Source organism: Pseudomonas sp. PDM10, assembly GCF_014852295.1.
GTDB lineage: Bacteria > Pseudomonadota > Gammaproteobacteria > Pseudomonadales > Pseudomonadaceae > Aquipseudomonas.
On the sequence record NZ_JACVBJ010000006.1, the window covers coordinates 447582 to 465080 of the forward strand.

The following is a 17499-nucleotide window of genomic DNA, read 5'->3' on the forward strand; positions in this document are numbered from 1 at the left end:
GCTTTTGTTTAACCGGATCGACGATCAGGCCGCTTCGATCTTGCTGCGGTTCTGCTCGACTTTGTTCAGGTAATCCTTGAGCTTTTCCTGTTCCGCCGGAGTAGTGAACAACCCCAGCTTGCTGCGGCGCCACAGAATGTCGTGCGCGGTAGTTGCCCATTCTTCGCTGCACAGATAATCGACTTCACGGGTGTAGAGCCCGCCGCCGATGTGTTCGCCCATATCACTGAGATTCTGCACGCCTTCGAGCATGCGCCAGGTGCGGCTGCCGTAGGTGGTGGCCCAGCGGCGGGCGATTTCGGTCGGCACCCAGTCGAACTTGTCGCGGATCAAGGCGCACAAGGCTTGCGGGGTGGTCATGTCTTCGCCGCCCGGCAGGGGAGCGCTGGCGGTCCAGCTCGGCTTGATGTCTTTGAAGTACGGAGCCAGTTGCGCCAGCGCCGACTCGGCCAGTTTGCGGTAGGTGGTCAGCTTGCCGCCGAACACCGACAACAGCGGCGCTTCTTCGCCGGTGCCCGACAACGCCAGGGTGTAGTCGCGAGTGACAGCCGACGGGTTATCGGATTCGTCGTTGCACAGCGGACGAACGCCGGAATAGCTGTGCAGGATGTCGTCGCGGCTGATGCGTTTCTTGAAATGGGAATTGACCACTTTCAACAGGTAATCGATTTCGCTTTCAGTGATCGCCACTGCAGCCGGATCGCCGGTGTACTCGCGGTCGGTGGTGCCGATCAGGGTGAAGTGGTTCAGGTATGGAATGGTGAACACGATGCGCTGATCTTCGTTTTGCAGAATGTGCGCGTGTTCGCCTTCGTACAGTTTCGGCACGATCAGGTGGCTGCCCTGGATCAGGCGGATGCCGTACGGCGATTCCATCTTCAGGTCGTCACGAATGAACTTGGCGACCCACGGGCCGGCGGCGTTTACCAGTGCCTTGGCGCGGATCGAAAACAGACTGCCATCGGCGCGTTCCAGATGCAGGTGCCACATACCCTTGGTGCGACGGGCGCTGACGCAGCGAGTCTGGGTGTGAACGTGGGCGCCTTTTTCGCGGGCGGCCATGGCGTTCAGCACCACCAGTCGGGCATCGTCAACCCAGCAATCGGAGTATTCGAAGCCTTTGGTGATTTCGCTTTTCAGCGGGCTGTCCGGGCCGAACTTCACGCTTTTCGAACCTTCGAGTTTTTCCCGCTTGCCAAGGTGGTCATAAAGGAATAGACCGGCGCGGATCATCCAGGCTGGACGCAGGTGTGGACGGTGCGGCAGCACGAAGCGCATCTGCTTGACGATGTGCGGGGCCTTGGCCAGCAGCACTTCGCGTTCGGCTAGGGCTTCGCGCACCAGACGGAATTCGTAATGTTCAAGGTAGCGCAAGCCACCGTGGATCAGCTTGCTGCTGGCTGACGAGGTGTGGCTGGCCAAGTCGTCTTTTTCGCATAGAAACACCGAAAGACCGCGACCGGCGGCATCCGCTGCGATCCCCACGCCATTGATCCCGCCACCGATGACGGCGATATCGTAGATCTCAGCGAGAGGGGGCGTAGGCAAGGTAGAAGTGGGCATCGGCTAGCCTCGGGCTTTTATGATTTTCTGTATTGGAATTCGAACATTAATGTTCATTTGCGAAAATGGTAGCCCATAAAGTCGCCCGCAGCCAGTTAACTTCGATTGAAAATACTGATCGAAGGGCCGTGAAAGGAAAATTTTCGAACATTGAGAGAGTGAAGAGGGGAGATTTGCCGCGACTTCTGTAGGAGCATGGCTTGCCCGCGATGGCATACTCGAGGCCGCCATCGCCGGCAAGCCGTGCTCCTACAGGTTATTTAACCGCTTTCGCGGTTAAACGACTTCTAGCCGAATCTTGTGCTGGCTCAACAACTGCGCCAACGCCGGCACAGGCTGCTGATCGGTCACCAGGCAATCAATCAAACTGATAGGCCCCAGACGAATCATGGCGTTGCGCCCGAATTTGCTGGAGTCCGCCGCGAGGATGACCTTTCGGGCATTGGCGATGATCGCCTGGGACACCCGAACTTCCTGATAGTCGAAGTCCAGCAGACTGCCGTCTTCATCGATACCGCTGATGCCGACCAAGGCGAAATCAACCTTGAACTGGTTAATGAAGTCGACACTGGCCTGACCGACCACACCACCGTCGCGCCGCACGTTGCCACCGGTCAGCAGGACATCGAAGTCGTCCTTGGCGCTGAGCATCGAAGCCACATGCAGGTTGTTGGTGATGATCTTCAGGTGATTGTGATTGAGCAACGCCCGGGCGATGGATTCGGTGGTGGTGCCGATATTGATGAACAGCGAGGCGTGATCGGGGATTTGAGCCGCAATGGCTTCACCGATACGCTGCTTTTCATCGCGCATCTGATCGGCACGCATGGCGTAGGCGGTGTTTTCGACGCTGGAATCGTAGGCTGCGCCGCCGTGGTAGCGACGCAACAAATTAGCTTCCGCGAGCTGATTGATATCGCGGCGGATGGTTTGCGGTGTAACGACGAACAGCGTAGCCATTTCCTCGATGCTGACATAGCCGCGTTCGCGGACCAGTTCGAGGATTTGCTGCTGACGGGGAGGCAGATTCATGGGGCTTCCTTTGGGCTGCCGTGCAAAAATTTGCCCATGATGACGCAGGAATCTGCTCCCTGCCAGTTTCCAAATAACGTGAAAGCTACTGCGCTCGGCAATCCTGCGTTAAAAACAGGCTCGGACTGCTCATTTACAACCTCGTAAAGTCGGGTGCGACCCCAGCCGGTCCTCGCCTGTTTTTGCCTTGTCTTGCCTTCGCTCGCTACGCTTTCACGCTATTTGGACATACAGATACGAGTACTCAGCCCGGCTTATTCAGCGCCTTCATGCGGTTCCCAATCGCGGGTGCGGCTGACGGCTTTTTTCCAGCCGGCGTAGAGTTTTTCCTTCGCGGTTTCGTCCAGGGTCGGTTCGAATTCGCGCTCGATCACAGCCTTGCCGCGCAACTCGTCCAGGCTGCCCCAGAAGCCACACGCCAGACCGGCCAGGTAAGCCGCGCCCAGTGCGGTGGTTTCGCGCATTTGCGGACGTTCGACCTGAGTGCCGAGGATGTCGGCCTGGAACTGCATCAGGAAGTTGTTCGCGACTGCGCCGCCGTCGACACGCAGGGATTTCAAGCGTTCGCCGGAGTCCTGTTGCATGGCATCGAGAACGTCGCGGGTCTGGTAGGCAATCGACTCCAGGGCTGCACGAATGATGTGATCCACGCGTACCCCGCGAGTCAGGCCGAACAATGCGCCGCGGGCATACGGGTCCCAGTACGGAGCGCCCAGACCGGTGAAGGCGGGTACCAGGTACACGCCGTTGCTGTCCTTGACCTTGTTGGCAAAGTATTCAGTGTCGTGGGCGTCGTTGATGATTTTCAGTTCATCACGCAGCCATTGAACGGTGGAACCACCGTTGAACACAGCACCTTCCAGCGCGTAAGCCACTTCGCCGCGCGGGCCGCAAGCGATGGTAGTCAACATGCCGTGCTTGGATTTCACGGCTTTGTCGCCGGTGTTCATCAGCAGGAAGCAGCCGGTGCCGTAGGTGTTTTTCGCCTGGCCTGGCTCGACGCACATCTGGCCGAACAGGGCCGCTTGCTGGTCACCCGCGATACCGCCGATAGCGATGCCGCTTTTGGTGTGGCCGTAGATTTCGGACGAGGATTTAACTTCCGGCAGCATCTCGCGCGGAATATCCAGAACCTCCAGCATCTTCGCGTCCCACTCAAGCGTGTGGATGTTGAAGAGCATGGTGCGCGAGGCGTTGGTGTAGTCGGTGACGTGCACTTTGCCGCCGGTAAATTTCCAGATCAGCCAGCTGTCGATGGTGCCGAACAACAGTTCGCCTTTGCGCGCGCGTTCGCGGCTGCCTTCGACGTTGTCGAGGATCCACTTGAGCTTGGTGCCGGAGAAGTACGGGTCAGTGACCAGGCCGGTGGTGTCGCTGATGTATTGCTCGTGACCGTCGCGCTTGAGCTGCTGGCAGATCTCGGTGCTGCGGCGGCACTGCCAGACGATCGCGTTGTAGATCGGGCGGCCGGTGGTCTTGTCCCAGACCACGGTGGTTTCGCGCTGGTTGGTGATGCCGATGGCGGCGACCTGGTCGTGATGCAGGCCGGCTTGAGCCAGGGCCTCGACCATCACGGCGCTTTGGGTGGCGAAGATTTCCATCGGGTCGTGTTCAACCCAGCCGGCTTGCGGGTAATGCTGTGCGAATTCGCGCTGGGCGGTGCAGACCACGTTCGCGTCGCGGTCGAAAATGATCGCGCGGGAGCTGGTCGTACCCTGATCGAGGGCAATGATGTAGTTCTTATTCTGAGTGTCGGTCATGTCGATTGCCTTGGACGAAAAAAGGGGGAGTGAGGTCCGGCGCGTGATCTGATGGGCAGGATCACGCGCCAACGGTATCAAGAAGTTCTTGGTTTGCCGTCAATGGCCGGTACTGCTTCCTTTGTAGCAGGTAGGGCGCTGGGCAGATGGCGGGCAATCAGCCCGCGATACGCTGCAGCACCGAGGCAGGCACCGACAATCGGTGCAAAAATCGGAATCAGGAAATACGGGATATCGCGCCCGCCGGTGAAGGAAATTTCACCCCAGCCAGCGAAGAAAGTCATCAGTTTAGGACCGAAGTCGCGCGCCGGGTTCATCGCAAAACCGGTCAGCGGCCCCATCGAGCTGCCAATCACGGCAATCAGCAGGCCGATCAGCAGCGGAGCGAGCGGACCCTTTGGCAAGCCATTGTTGTCGTCGGTCAGGGACATGATCACGCCCATCAGGATGGCGGTGATGATCACTTCAACCAGGAAGGCTTGCGCCGTGGTCAAGGCCGGGTTGGGGAAGGTGGAAAACACCGACGCCAATTCGAGGCTGGCCTGAGTACCACGAACCATATGGTGAGTTTGTTCGTAATCGAAGAATAAATTGCTGTACAGCGTGTAAACCAACAACGCTCCACAGAAGGCCCCAGCGATCTGGGCGAGAATATAGAAAGTCAGTTTGCGTTTTTCGAAGTCAGCGAAAATGCTCAGGGCAATGCTGACGGCGGGATTGAGATGAGCTCCGGAAACGCCGGCAGTCAGGTAGATCGCCATGCTCACGCCGACCCCCCAGATGATGCTGATTTCCCAAAGGCCGAAGCCGGCACCCGCGACCTTGAGCGCGGCAACGCAACCTGTACCAAAAAAGATCAGCAGCGCAGTGCCCAGAAATTCGGCCATGCATTGGCTTGAGAGCGACGGTTGTTGTAAAGCAGTTGTCATTGAAAACCTCATTTTTGTTGTTGTCTGGCGCTTTTGCATCATGGTCAAAGCGCGATTTTCACCGAGACAGGATCCCCATCCTGTTCTCGGCCTGCTGCTGGGTGCTGCGATAGGAACATTCGTACAGTATTCAGATTCGAAAAAATATAGACAAGAAACGCTGATGTCAAAGGTCGAAAGTGAACCGTCAGTCACAATCGAACTATTAGTCACATGAATGACCGCGTCGTTCACGCGGCAGACCGAAGGTGGACGAACGGCATAAGGCACCGCCAAGCCTTTGAAATAACGCCGCAATAGAGCCTTTTATGGAGCAATGGCCTAGAATCCAGCGCAGTATTTTTCTACTGCCGCCCAGTCTGGAGCTGTCATGACCCCCGCATTGGATTTGTTGAAAAAAGTTCGTGCCGAACATCGCGTGCACAGTTACGAACATGATCCGAAGGCCGCGTCCTACGGGCTGGAGGCCGCGGAGAAGTTGGGGCTGGATCCGGCGCAGGTGTTCAAGACCTTGCTGGCGGCCAGCGAAAAAGGTGAATTGTTGGTGGCCGTGGTGCCGGTCGTCGGAAGTCTGGACTTGAAAGGCCTGGCTCATGCCGCTGGCGTGAAAAAAGTCGAAATGGCCGATCCTGCCGCTGCGCAACGATCCACCGGATACCTGCTGGGCGGCATCAGCCCGCTGGGACAGAAAAAGCGCTTGCGCACGTTTATCGATAATTCAGCTCAGCCCTTTGCCAGCATTTTTGTCAGCGCGGGGCGACGAGGGTTGGAAGTCGAATTGGCACCCGCGGTGCTGGCCGAACATACCCAGGCGAAGTTCGCCGATATCGGCCGCGCCTGACGCGGACTATCAGCCCGGCGCTGTATGGTGCAAATGTACGGGCTCTGTCACTGGTGCCGGGTTGTCGGCAGCGTCATGCTCGGTGGCCTGACAAAAGGAGAAGGGTTATGCAGCTTGAGTTTCATCAGGTCGATGCGTTCAGTGATCGGCCGTTCAGTGGCAACCCGGCGATGGTCTATCGCCTCGATGCCTGGCTTGCCGATGAGTTGATGCAGAAGATCGCCGCCGAGCACAACCTCGCCGAAACCGCTTTTGTGGTGCGCGAAGGGCAGGGCTGGCACATCCGCTGGTTTACCCCGACCACCGAAGTGCCGCTGTGCGGTCATGCAACCCTGGCCAGCGCTTACGTGCTGTTTGAAATCTATAAGGAACCGGTCGAGCGGCTGGACTTCATCTGTAAGTCCGGCCTGCTAAGCGTGAGCCGTGAGGGTGAGCGCTTGTGGCTGGATTTTCCGGCGCTCATCCCGTCGGAAGTGGGCGTGACCCTGGATGTCGAGCGCGCGCTGGGTGTGGAAGCGGTTGATGTGCTGGGGTCGAACGAGTTGTTCGTGGTGCTGGAGTCCGAGCAGGCGGTGCTCGAATGTCAGCCGGACATGGCGGCACTCGCGAAGCTGCCGTGGCCGGGGGCAATCGTCACGGCCAAGGGCAGCGAGCATGATTTCGTTTCCCGCTACTTCGCGCCGGCGATCGGCATCAACGAAGACCCGGTGACGGGGTCGACTCATTGCAGCCTGATCCCGTACTGGTCGAAACGCTTGGGCAAGTTGAGCCTGACGGCTTGTCAGCGTTCGGCTCGAGGCGGGGAGTTGTTCTGTCGGCTGGAAGGGGATCGGGTAAAAATCGGCGGGAATGCGACGCTCGTTGCGAGCGGAACGCTGATGCTGGGTTGATGCTGATCTTTGTAGGAGCAAAGCTCGCTCGCGATGAACGATGACGCGGTGCATCAGCTAAACCGCGGTGATGCTATCGCGAGCAAGCTTTGCTCCTACAGAAATGGGGTGTCAGTGGGCGCTGCTGTAACGGCGGACACCGGACTCGACGACCGGAATCTGCGCCGCCGTACTGCCCGATGCCTGAAACAGCACCAGGTGTTCAGCCGCGACACGAATGCCGACCTCTGAACCCACCTGATGATCGGCATGGCTCGGGAAAATCGATTCCAGCTGCGCGCCGGTCGGCAACTGCAAGCGATACAAGGTGGACGCACCCTGGAAAGACTTGCCGACAATCCGCGCCTTCAACGTGCTGTCCGGTGCATAAACGATATCGTCCGGACGCAGCAACACATCCACCGCCCCGCCAACCGGCCAGGTGTAGGCACGATTACCGCGTAACTCACCCAGCTCGGTCTGCACCGACTCGGGGCTGCTCAACTGACCGCGAATGAAATAACCCTGACCGATGAAGCTGGCGACATACGGCGTCAGCGGTTCGTGATACAGGTTGTAAGGCGTGTCCCACTGCTCCAGGCGACCTTCCTTGAAAACCCCCACATGATCACTCACCGCGAACGCTTCTTCCTGGTCATGCGTTACCAGAATCGCGCTGGTGCCACGGGCCTTGAGAATGTCGCGCACCTCATGGCTGAGCTTGCGTCGCAGCTCGCCATCAAGGTTTGAAAAGGGTTCGTCGAGCAGTAGCAGTTGAGGTTCCGGCGCCAGGGCGCGGGCCAGTGCGACGCGCTGCTGTTGACCACCGGACAGCTCATGGGGGAAGCGCTTGCCGAGGTTTTTCAGGTTGACCAGTTCCAGCAGCTCTTCGGTGACGCGATCCTTTTGCGGGTGCTTGCGGATCCCGAAGGCGATGTTCTCGGCCACGCTCAAGTGCGGAAACAGTGCGTAATCCTGGAACACCATGCCGATCCGGCGTTTCTCCGGGGCGAGGGTGAAACCGGCGCGGGAGATTGTCTCGCCCGCCAACTGGATTTCACCTTCGTGTACCGGTTCGAAACCGGCAATTGCCCGTAGCGTGGTGGTTTTGCCGCAACCCGAAGAGCCCAGCAGGCAACCGATGTCGCCGGCATTCAAATGCAGGTTGAGGTTCTGCACGACGCGCTGGTCTTGATAGCCGCAGGCGAGATTGCGCAGGTTCAACAGTAATGGATGGCTCATGCGTGGTGGTACGCCGGTTCGACGAGAAACTCGAGCAGGGCCTTTTGTGCGTGAAGACGGTTTTCGGCTTGATCCCACGCGACGGAGCGCTGGTCATCGAGCAGGTCGACGCTGATCTCTTCGCCACGGTGGGCCGGCAGGCAATGCATGAACAGCACGTCCGGTGCGGCCAGGTCGAGCAGGGCGCGGTTGACTTGAAACGGCGCGAACAGTTTCAGGCGCTTGGCGGTTTCCTCTTCCTGGCCCATGGAGGTCCAGACATCGGTGCTGACCAGATGGGCGCCGCGTACGGCATCCTTCGGATCGCGGACGATGGTGACCCGATCGCCGGCCTTGGCCACGAATTCAGGGTTGGGTTCAAAGCCTTCCGGGCACGCGACTCGCAACTGGAAGTCGAACTGGATCGCCGCTTCTATATAGCTGTTGCACATGTTGTTGCCGTCGCCGATCCAGGCCACGGTTTTGCCCTGGATCGAACCGCGGTGTTCGAGGAACGTCTGCATGTCGGCCAGCAACTGGCACGGGTGCAGGTCATCGGACAGGCCGTTGATCACGGGCACGCGGGAGTTGGCGGCGAATTCGGTCAGGGTGCTGTGGGCAAAGGTACGGATCATCACGGCGTCGAGCATGCTCGACATGACGATCGCGCAGTCGCCGATCGGCTCGCCACGGCCCAGTTGGGTGTCGCGCGGCGACAGGAAGATCGCCTGGCCACCGAGCTGGATCATGCCGGCTTCGAACGAAATACGGGTGCGGGTCGAGGACTTCTCGAAAATCATCCCGAGCACGCGGTTTTTCAGAGGCTCGAACAGTACGCCGCGGTTACGCAGGTCTTTGAGCTCAACGCCTCGACGGATCACGCTGACCAGCTCTTCGGGCGTGCAATCCATCAGGGAGAGAAAGTGCCTTGCGCTCATCATTGACTACCTTTTTGCAACAGACCGCAGATACTCAAAGCCTTGTTTAACTGAAAAACGGGCGAGACCTGCGGCGTAAGCCGCACGGGGCGACGAAATAGGGGAAGGCGCGATCTTATAATTAAATGTCGCGTCTTACCAATAGGGCTACGGTTTTTAGGGGATTTCAGAGGGGCTACGGGATGACCGCAGTAGCGCTTTTGAAGCCTGTTTCCTGACAGCAGCCTGTCATTTGTACACTGGGGTCACGGGGCTTTGCAATCAAACGGGGCGGGGACAGCATAGCGGCGGTCGGTTTCTGACCTGCCATTCGAAGCATTTGTGCTCGGGATCGATCGATGTGTCTGGTCTGAAACATTTGCTAAAGCAAAGTGGCGGGTTATAACTAACGCACGAACGACGCAGGAAGCCTTCGGAATGGAATCGAAAGAACGACAGTTAATGGAATTACTCGGCCTCACGGCTCGCTCGCTGACCCACCTCACCGCGTCCATGACCTCGATGTCCTTCGAGTTGATGCGCAGTGAAGACGAAGTGACCAAGGCCGCCGGCCGGCGGATGATCGACCGCATGGCAACCATCAGCACCGGGCTCGACGAGCACTGGCGGCTGATCGGTGAACTCACCGGTGTTCATCTCGCTCAAGAGCAGATCGAAACCATCCAGGAGATCCAGTTGCAGACGCCGCCGAAGCTGCCGCCCAACTGATCCCCTGCGGTCATCGGCTGGCCTGATGGCCGCCGATTCACAAGACGAACGTCGCTGGCGCAGCCGTGGATCAGGCGCCATAGTTTTGTTCCCGCGGCCGATATTGCCCGCCCAGAACAAGACAGAGACTGGCCATGACCAAGACTCTCCATCACCGTGCGTGCCACTTGTGCGAAGCCATCTGCGGCCTGACCATCGAAACCACCGAGGTCGAAGGCGCGGTGCAGATCACGTCGATCAAGGGTGACGCTCAGGATACCTTCAGCCGGGGGCATATCTGCCCCAAGGCCGTCGCCCTGCAAGATATTCAGAACGATCCGGATCGTCTGCGTCAGCCGATGCTGCGGGTCGGCAGTGAATGGCAGCCCATCGAGTGGGAAGACGCCTTCAACCTTGTCGCCGAACGTCTGGCGGCGATTCAGGAGCGTCACGGACAGAACGCGGTGGCGGTCTATCAAGGCAACCCCAGCGTGCACAACTACGGGCTGATGACCCACAGCAATTACTTTCTCGGCCTGTTGAAAACCCGCAACCGGTTTTCCGCGACCTCGGTCGACCAGTTGCCCCATCACCTGACCAGCCATTTGATGTACGGCCACGGTTTGCTGTTGCCAATCCCGGACATCGATCACACCGATTTCATGCTGATCCTAGGCGGCAATCCGCTGGCCTCCAACGGCAGCATCATGACCGTGCCGGATGTGGAGAAGCGCTTGAAGGCCATTCAGGCCCGCGGCGGCAAAGTGGTGGTGGTCGATCCGCGCCGCAGCGAAACCGCGGCGATTGCCGACCAGCATTTGTTCGTGCGCCCCGGTGGCGATGCGGCGTTGTTGTTCGGACTGCTCAATACCTTGTTCGCTGAAGGCCTGACCCGCGACAGTCATTTGCCGGTGGACGGTCTGAATGAGGTGCGCGAGGCGGTCGCGAATTTCACCGCCGAGGCCATGAGCCCACTGTGCGCGGTGCCCGCCGAACAGATCCGCCAACTGGCGCGGGACTTTGCGGCGGCGCCGACAGCAGTCTGTTACGGCCGCATGGGGGTCTCGACCCAGGCGTTCGGCACCTTGTGTCATTGGGTTGTGCAACTGATCAACTTGGTCACCGGTAATCTCGATCGCGTGGGAGGGGCGTTGTGCACCGAACCGGCGGTGGACCTGGTGGCATCGACCTCAGGTGGGCATTTCAATCTGTGGCAGAGCCGGGTCTCCGGGCGTCCTGAATACGGTGGCGAACTGCCGGTCTCGGCGCTCGCCGAAGAGATGCTTACCGAAGGGGAAGGGCAGGTTCGTGCGCTGATTACCGTGGCGGGTAACCCGGTGCTGTCGACGCCCAATGGCCGACAGCTGGAACAGGCGCTGGACGGATTGGAGTTCATGGTCAGCATCGACCTGTACATCAATGAAACCACGCGGTATGCCGACCTGATCCTGCCGTCCACATCGGCCCTGGAAAACGATCATTACGACACGACGTTCAATATGTTCGCGGTGCGTAACGTCACTCGGTTCAATCGCGCGATCCTGGCCAAACCTGAAGGTGCGTTGCATGACTGGGAGATTTTCGTAGGGCTGGCCAAGGCGTTTGCGGCAAAGACCGGTAAGGAACTGAAACCAACGATCCCGCCAGCGCAGATGATCGACCGTGGCTTGCGGATGGGGTTGTATGGCGATACTTCAGAACAGAAATTATCACTGGCGACCTTGTTCGATCACCCGCATGGTGTCGATCTCGGGGCGCTGAAATCCAACCTGACGCCTCGCCTGAAAACCGAAAACCAGCGCGTCCAGGCTGCGCCGCCAGCGATCCTTGCCGACCTGGCGCGCTTTGCCGCCTTGCAAGCACCCCCGGCCGATGAATTGCTGATGATTGGCCGCCGTCATGTGCGCAGTAACAACTCGTGGATGCATAACTATCACCGCCTGGTGAAGGGCAAGCCGCGCCATCAATTGCTGATGCACCCGGATGACCTGGCCAGCCGTGGGCTCAATGACGGGCAGCGCGTGCGGGTCAGTTCGCGGGTCGGTGTGATTGAAGTTGAAGTGCTCGGCAGTCTGGATATGATGAAAGGCGTGGTCAGCCTTCCGCACGGTTGGGGCCATGCGCGGCCAGGCGTGCAGATGACCATTGCCAGTGGTCAGCCGGGCTCCAGCGCCAATGACCTGACCGACGAATGTCTGCTCGATGAGTTGTCGGGCAATGCGGCGTTGAATGGCGTGCCAGTGACCGTGGCGGCGGCTTGACTGAGTCTGTCGGGGAGACCGAGCATGGCGCTCGGGTTTCCGTTACAATGCGCCACCGTGCCGACCCCTGAGTCGGAAAGTTCAGCCGAGGTGCTTCATGGATATCATCGAAACGATTAAAGAGCAGATTGCTAACAACACCATTCTGCTTTACATGAAAGGTTCGCCGAATGCCCCGCAGTGCGGCTTCTCCGCGAAAGCCGCGCAGGCCGTGATGGCATGTGGTGAAAAGTTTGCGTACGTGGACATCCTGCAGAACCCGGAAATCCGCGCCAACCTGCCAAAATACGCCAACTGGCCAACCTTCCCGCAACTGTGGGTGGGCGGTGAGCTGGTCGGCGGTAGCGACATCATGACCGAGATGGCTGCAGACGGTTCGCTGCAGACCACCATCAAGGCTGCTGTCGAAGCTGCTGCTGCCAACAAGACCGAAGCCTGATTCGGTCTTTGCAGGAGCCGAGCTTGCTCGCGATGCAGGCGCCGCGGTTTAGCAAGAGTACCGCGTCATTGTTCATCGCTGGCAAGCCATGCTCCTAAAAGAGCAGGCATTAAAAAGCCCCGCCTCTTAAAAGAATGCGGGGCTTTTTATTGTCTCGAGTTTAGCGGGCGCTAACTTACTCTTCGCCCATCTGCGATTGCAGATAGTTCTCAAGACCGACTTTATCGATCAGACCCAGTTGGGTTTCCAGCCAGTCGATATGTTCTTCTTCGGATTCAAGAATATCTTCGAGCAGTTCACGGCTGCCGAAGTCACCAACGGTTTCGCAATGAGCGATAGCCACTTTGAGATCCGCGTGACCGGTGCGTTCGATACGCAGGTCGCACTCAAGCATTTCCTGGGTGTGTTCGCCGATCTGCAGCTTGCCCAGGTCCTGGACGTTCGGCAGGCCTTCAAGGAACAGGATGCGCTTGATCAGCTTGTCCGCGTGCTTCATCTCGTCGATGGATTCGTGGTATTCGTGCTTGCCGAGCTTATTCAGGCCCCAATCTTCGTACATGCGTGCATGCAGGAAGTATTGATTGATCGCGACCAGTTCATTGGCAAGGATTTTGTTGAGATGCTGGATGACTGTAACGTCGCCTTTCATGATGGGGTCCTGCCCTAAGTAGCTGTCAATAAGGCAGAGTCTGAGCCGCGACATTAAGAGTGTCAAACCTAAGTTATTGAAACTTAAGTGAAAATTAATCTGAATAAGAATGTTTGTGTTCCGCGTCTAGCGCGTAAGCGATTGATTTTCAGACATAAAAAAACCGGACATCAAGTCCGGTTCTTTGAAATACGTTAATTACGCGGCAGTAAATTCTACAGGGTAGGGAATCGCGGCCTGGGCCGATTGCAGTTTGGTCAGGGTTTCGCGGACCACTTCCTTGGCAAGGCAGGCACATTTACCGCATTGGCTAGCTACGCCGGTGGCCTGACGGACTTCCTTATAGCTGCAGCAACCTTCATAGATCGCTTCGCGGATTTGACCGTCGGTGACGCCAGTGCAGAGGCAAACATACATAAGTGAAAACCGTCGCTGGTTGTGACTCAATTGCGATGGATCTTAATGTTAACGAGAATGATTGTCAAAGTGGTTTCTGAAAGCTTTGATCAGGGCTGACGAACGGTTTCCTCTCAGCTTCGATCACGAGGAAAACCCGTCGACTGCATTTCCCCTGTCAAAAAAACCGTTAAGGACAGGGTAAAAACGCAGTGTATGATGGCCGGTCCTTATGAAGCGGGTTCGTGTCACAGGGCTGTCGCCTGAAGGTGGCAGGCTGGCGCAAACCCGGAACTTCACGTTTTTACACCAGGAGATATCCAATGAGCGTACTCGTAGGCAAACAAGCCCCTGACTTCACCGTACCGGCTGTACTCGGCAATGGCGAAATCGTAGACAGCTTCACCCTGTCGTCGGCCATCAAAGGCAAATACGGCCTGGTGTTCTTCTACCCACTGGACTTCACCTTCGTTTGCCCGTCCGAGCTGATCGCTCTGGACAACCGCATGTCTGACTTCAAGGCACGCAACGTTGAAGTGGTCGCCGTTTCGATCGACTCGCACTTCACCCACAACGCCTGGCGCAACACCCCGGTCAACAATGGTGGTATCGGCCAGGTCCGTTACACCATGGCTGCCGATATCAAGCAGGAAATCATGAAGGCTTACGACGTTCAGTCCGCTGACGGCGTAGCTTTCCGTGGTGCGTTCCTGATCGACGACAAAGGCGTTGTCCGCTCGCAGATCATCAACGACCTGCCGCTGGGCCGTAACATCGAAGAGCTGGTTCGTCTGGTCGACGCGCTGCAATTCCACGAAGAGCACGGTGAAGTCTGCCCTGCCAACTGGAAAAAAGGCGACAAAGGCATGACCGCTTCCACCGAAGGTGTTGCGGCTTACCTGACCGAGCACGCTGCTGCGCTGTAAGGCACGTTTGAGGCATAAAAAAAACCGGCCGTTGAGGCCGGTTTTTTTATGGGCGGGGTAAGTCCAGCGACCGGGATCAGTCGTTGAAGTCTTCCCAGCCGCCCATTTGTTTCCAGCGATTGACGATGCCGCAGAACAGCTCGGCCGTCTTCTCGGTGTCGTAGCGCGCCGAGTGAGCCTCGCGACCGTCAAAGTCGATGTCTGCTGCCTGGCAAGCCTTGGCCAGTACAGTTTGACCGTAAGCCAGACCGGCCAGGGTCGCGGTATCGAAGCTGGAGAACGGATGAAACGGGTTGCGTTTCATGTCCAGACGCGCGACAGCGGCGTTGAGGAAACCCAGGTCGAAGCTGCTGTTGTGTCCGACCAGAATCGCCCGTTTGCAGCCATTGGCTTTCAGGGCCTTGCGGATGCCGCGGAAGATATCGGTCAGGGCCGTTTCTTCGCTCACCGCCATACGCAGCGGGTGATCGAGTTTGATCCCGGTGAATTCCAGCGCGGCCGCTTCAATGTTCGCGCCTTCAAAAGGCTCGACGCGGAAGAAATAGGTGTGATCGGGATACACAAACCCTTTTTCATCCATGGCGATAGTGGTTGCGGCAATTTCCAGCAAGGCGTCAGTGGCAGAGTTGAAACCACCGGTTTCAACGTCGACAACGACTGGCAGGTATCCACGGAAGCGCTCAGCCATCGGGTGGCGCGAACCACCTCCGCCGCCTTGACCGTCCTGTTCGTCGTCGAAATGGTCTTCACTCACGCGTGTTCCTCCAGCAGGCGCCAGCGCAGTTTTTCACCGGCGCGCAGCGGGATTACGGTCAGCTCGCCAAATGGCAGGCTGGTTGGGGCGGTCCACTCATCGCGGACCAGGGTGATGCGATCGGTGTTTACCGGCAGGCCGTAGAAACGCGGGCCGTTCAGGCTGGCGAAGGCTTCGAGCTTGTCCAGCGCGTTGCGCTGTTCGAAGGCTTCGGCATACATCTCGATCGCTGCATAAGCGGTGTAGCAACCGGCACAGCCGCAAGCGGCTTCTTTGGCGTGTTGGGCATGGGGCGCCGAGTCGGTGCCGAGGAAGAACTTGTCGCTGCCGCTGGTGGCGGCGTCGAGCAGGGCTTCCTGATGGGTGTTGCGCTTGAGGATCGGCAGGCAGTAGAAGTGCGGCCGAATCCCGCCCACCAGCATGTGGTTGCGGTTGTACAGCAGGTGATGCGCGGTGATGGTCGCGCCAACATTGGCCGAAGCCTCGTTGACGAACTGCACGGCGTCGGCGGTAGTGATGTGTTCGAACACCACTTTGAGGCTCGGGAAGCGCTCGACCACACGACGCATGTGCTCATCGATAAAGATTTTTTCGCGATCGAACACGTCGACATCGCCACGGGTGACTTCACCGTGAACCAACAAGGGCATCCCGACTTCGGCCATGGCCTCAAGTGCAGGGAAAATCTTGTCGATGCTGGTGACGCCAGAGTCCGAGTTGGTGGTCGCGCCGGCCGGGTACAGCTTGGCGGCGTGAATGAAGCCGCTGGCCTTGGCCTCGCGAATTTCTTCGGGCTGGGTGCGGTCGGTCAGGTACAGCACCATCAACGGTTCAAAGCGGCTGCCAGCCGGGCGTGCAGCGAGAATCCGCTGGCGATAGCCGTCGGCTTCAGCGGTATTACGCACCGGAGGTACCAGGTTGGGCATGATGATGGCGCGACCAAAGGTGCGCGCGACATCCGCGACTGTATTGGGCAACACAGCACCATCGCGAAGATGAATATGCCAGTCGTCGGGACGCAGCAGGGTCAGGCGGTCGGACATGAGGGGATTCCAGGCGGGTCAAACTGAGGGGAATGCTACCGGAAAAGACTCTTCCAGGCACTCGCTATCAAGTTTTGCAGGAAGCTTCCGATATCCAACAGGTATGCCGTAAACATCTGTGTGTCGGTCTTTTTGTTGTAGAAGCCAGTGGAGCCTCCCGTGCGCCAGCGTTATTTAGCCTTGCTCAGCGTGTTTGCCAGCCTTCCTGCGATGGCGCTCACTTTCCAGACCCGTCTGGAGAGCATCGAGTGGACGGTCGAAGGAGACAAGTTCGAGTGCCGCCTGGCTCAGCCGATCACCGATTTTGGTTCGGGTGAATTCGTGCGTCGCGCTGGCGAGCAAGCGACGTTCCGTCTGAAGGCCTATAACTCGATGATCGGCGGCGGTTCGGCCACCTTGCTGGCGGCGGCTGCACCCTGGCAGCCGGGGCGTGGCGACATCAACCTCGGTTCTGTGCGAATCGGCAGCGGCAATGTGTTGTTCAACAGTTCGCAAGTTCAGGCGGGCCGCTTGATCAGTGGCCTGATGGATGGCCGCAGTCCGGTCGTTCGACATGACTCGGGCGATGGCCGGGTGTCGGAAGTGCGTCTGTTGCCAGTCAAGTTCAGCAAGGCATTTAACGACTATCAGGGCTGCGTGGCGAAGCTGCTGCCGAAGAATTTCGAGCAGGTCAAGCAATCGCAGATCGGCTTCCCCGGCGAAGGCATCGAACTCGACACGCAGGCCAAGGCGCAATTACAAGTAATGCTGGAGTTCATGAAGGCTGATCCGACGGTCAACCACATCGAACTCGATGGCCACTCCGATAACAGCGGCAACCGCCTGACCAACCGTGACCTGTCGCGGCGTCGGGCCCTGGCCGTCATGGAGTTCTTCAAGGCCAACGGCATTCAGGAATCGCAGATCACCGTGCGCTTTCACGGCGAGCGTTATCCATTGGTGCCCAATACCAATTCCGCCAACCGGGCAAAGAACCGTCGGGTCAATGTGCACCTCGCGCGCGTTGCGCCCACCGAAAAGCCGGTTCCTCAGGCCACTGCTTCGGCGAGCGCCGCATCGACCTCCTGAACCCGCTGTTTTCGTCGCTCACTCGACATAATCTGTCGCTTCGTCGTCATAAGCTGTCGCGCCTCTGTAAATTATCCTGCATGACCGGTAGACTTGACGGCTTTCCGTAGAACCCCGTGGAGT

The 17499-nt window shown here is 58.4% G+C and carries 17 protein-coding genes; 7 read left to right on the forward strand and 10 right to left on the reverse strand.

The annotated features are described in order from the left end of the window. Positions 1-24: 24 nt before the first annotated feature. The 4 genes from glpD to IB252_RS22430 form a co-directional block, all read right to left on the reverse strand. On the reverse strand, positions 25-1563 hold the full coding sequence (glpD, locus tag IB252_RS22415; protein ID WP_192410293.1) for a glycerol-3-phosphate dehydrogenase: 1539 nt from the start codon (positions 1561-1563) through the stop codon (positions 25-27). A gap of 276 nt (positions 1564-1839) precedes the next feature. Beyond that, on the reverse strand, positions 1840-2595 hold the full coding sequence (locus IB252_RS22420; protein ID WP_027922833.1) for a DeoR/GlpR family transcriptional regulator: 756 nt from the start codon (positions 2593-2595) through the stop codon (positions 1840-1842). 254 nt (positions 2596-2849) lie between these two features. Continuing rightward, complete coding sequence (gene glpK / locus IB252_RS22425; RefSeq protein ID WP_033057460.1) at positions 2850-4355, reverse strand: glycerol kinase GlpK; 1506 nt, start codon at positions 4353-4355, stop codon at positions 2850-2852. Positions 4356-4432: 77 nt separating this feature from the next. After that, the gene (locus IB252_RS22430; RefSeq protein ID WP_192410376.1) at positions 4433-5284 is read right to left on the reverse strand and encodes an MIP/aquaporin family protein; all 852 of its coding nucleotides are present in this window, start codon (positions 5282-5284) and stop codon (positions 4433-4435) included. A gap of 370 nt (positions 5285-5654) precedes the next feature. Between IB252_RS22430 and ybaK the strand changes: the two genes are divergently transcribed. Together ybaK and IB252_RS22440 are read left to right on the forward strand one after the other, a co-directional pair. Continuing rightward, positions 5655-6125, forward strand: coding sequence for a Cys-tRNA(Pro) deacylase (gene ybaK / locus IB252_RS22435; RefSeq protein ID WP_007971306.1), 471 nt, complete (start codon positions 5655-5657; stop codon positions 6123-6125). A 107-nt stretch (positions 6126-6232) separates the two neighbouring features. Further along, entirely contained in the window at positions 6233-7015 is a 783-nt protein-coding gene (locus IB252_RS22440; protein WP_192410294.1) for a PhzF family phenazine biosynthesis protein, read from the forward strand. Positions 7016-7126: 111 nt separating this feature from the next. On the opposite strand, the gene IB252_RS22445 is transcribed toward IB252_RS22440, so the two are convergent. After that, positions 7127-8236 carry an ABC transporter ATP-binding protein gene (locus IB252_RS22445; protein WP_129438036.1) on the reverse strand — a complete coding sequence of 370 codons (1110 nt, stop codon included), beginning with the start codon at positions 8234-8236 and terminating at the stop codon, positions 7127-7129. Next, complete coding sequence (argF, locus tag IB252_RS22450) at positions 8233-9153, reverse strand: ornithine carbamoyltransferase (RefSeq protein WP_033053690.1); 921 nt, start codon at positions 9151-9153, stop codon at positions 8233-8235. The genes IB252_RS22445 and argF overlap by 4 nt, the downstream gene beginning before the upstream one ends. A 417-nt stretch (positions 9154-9570) precedes the next feature. Here argF and IB252_RS22455 point away from each other — a divergent pair, with 417 nt between their 5' ends. The 3 genes from IB252_RS22455 (at position 9571) to grxD (ending at position 12540) form a co-directional block, all read left to right on the forward strand. After that, positions 9571-9861: a hypothetical protein gene (locus IB252_RS22455; protein ID WP_192410295.1), complete on the forward strand. Its 291-nt coding sequence runs from the start codon at positions 9571-9573 to the stop codon at positions 9859-9861. A 134-nt stretch (positions 9862-9995) separates the two neighbouring features. Next, entirely contained in the window at positions 9996-12101 is a 2106-nt protein-coding gene (locus tag IB252_RS22460) for a molybdopterin oxidoreductase family protein (RefSeq protein WP_192410296.1), read from the forward strand. 97 nt (positions 12102-12198) lie between these two features. Continuing rightward, positions 12199-12540, forward strand: a complete 342-nt coding sequence (grxD, locus tag IB252_RS22465) for a Grx4 family monothiol glutaredoxin (protein ID WP_007943565.1) — start codon at positions 12199-12201, stop codon at positions 12538-12540. Between the two features lie 175 nt (positions 12541-12715). On the opposite strand, the gene bfr is transcribed toward grxD, so the two are convergent. Both bfr and IB252_RS22475 read right to left on the reverse strand, forming a co-directional pair. Continuing rightward, positions 12716-13189 carry a bacterioferritin gene (gene bfr, locus IB252_RS22470; protein ID WP_008155586.1) on the reverse strand — a complete coding sequence of 158 codons (474 nt, stop codon included), beginning with the start codon at positions 13187-13189 and terminating at the stop codon, positions 12716-12718. A 198-nt stretch (positions 13190-13387) separates the two neighbouring features. Continuing rightward, on the reverse strand, positions 13388-13606 hold the full coding sequence (locus IB252_RS22475; RefSeq protein ID WP_008155585.1) for a bacterioferritin-associated ferredoxin: 219 nt from the start codon (positions 13604-13606) through the stop codon (positions 13388-13390). A gap of 302 nt (positions 13607-13908) precedes the next feature. Between IB252_RS22475 and IB252_RS22480 the strand changes: the two genes are divergently transcribed. Then, positions 13909-14511, forward strand: coding sequence for a peroxiredoxin (locus IB252_RS22480; RefSeq protein WP_111451990.1), 603 nt, complete (start codon positions 13909-13911; stop codon positions 14509-14511). A gap of 76 nt (positions 14512-14587) precedes the next feature. Here the strand turns inward: IB252_RS22480 and rnt are convergent, their stop codons facing one another. Together rnt and pyrC are read right to left on the reverse strand one after the other, a co-directional pair. Beyond that, positions 14588-15265 carry a ribonuclease T gene (gene rnt / locus IB252_RS22485; protein ID WP_008155580.1) on the reverse strand — a complete coding sequence of 226 codons (678 nt, stop codon included), beginning with the start codon at positions 15263-15265 and terminating at the stop codon, positions 14588-14590. After that, the gene (gene pyrC / locus IB252_RS22490) at positions 15262-16308 is read right to left on the reverse strand and encodes a dihydroorotase (RefSeq protein WP_111451989.1); all 1047 of its coding nucleotides are present in this window, start codon (positions 16306-16308) and stop codon (positions 15262-15264) included. The genes rnt and pyrC overlap by 4 nt, the downstream gene beginning before the upstream one ends. A gap of 159 nt (positions 16309-16467) precedes the next feature. Between pyrC and IB252_RS22495 the strand changes: the two genes are divergently transcribed. Then, positions 16468-17376, forward strand: a complete 909-nt coding sequence (locus IB252_RS22495; protein WP_192410297.1) for a flagellar protein MotY — start codon at positions 16468-16470, stop codon at positions 17374-17376. The last annotated feature ends 123 nt before the right edge of the window (positions 17377-17499 follow it).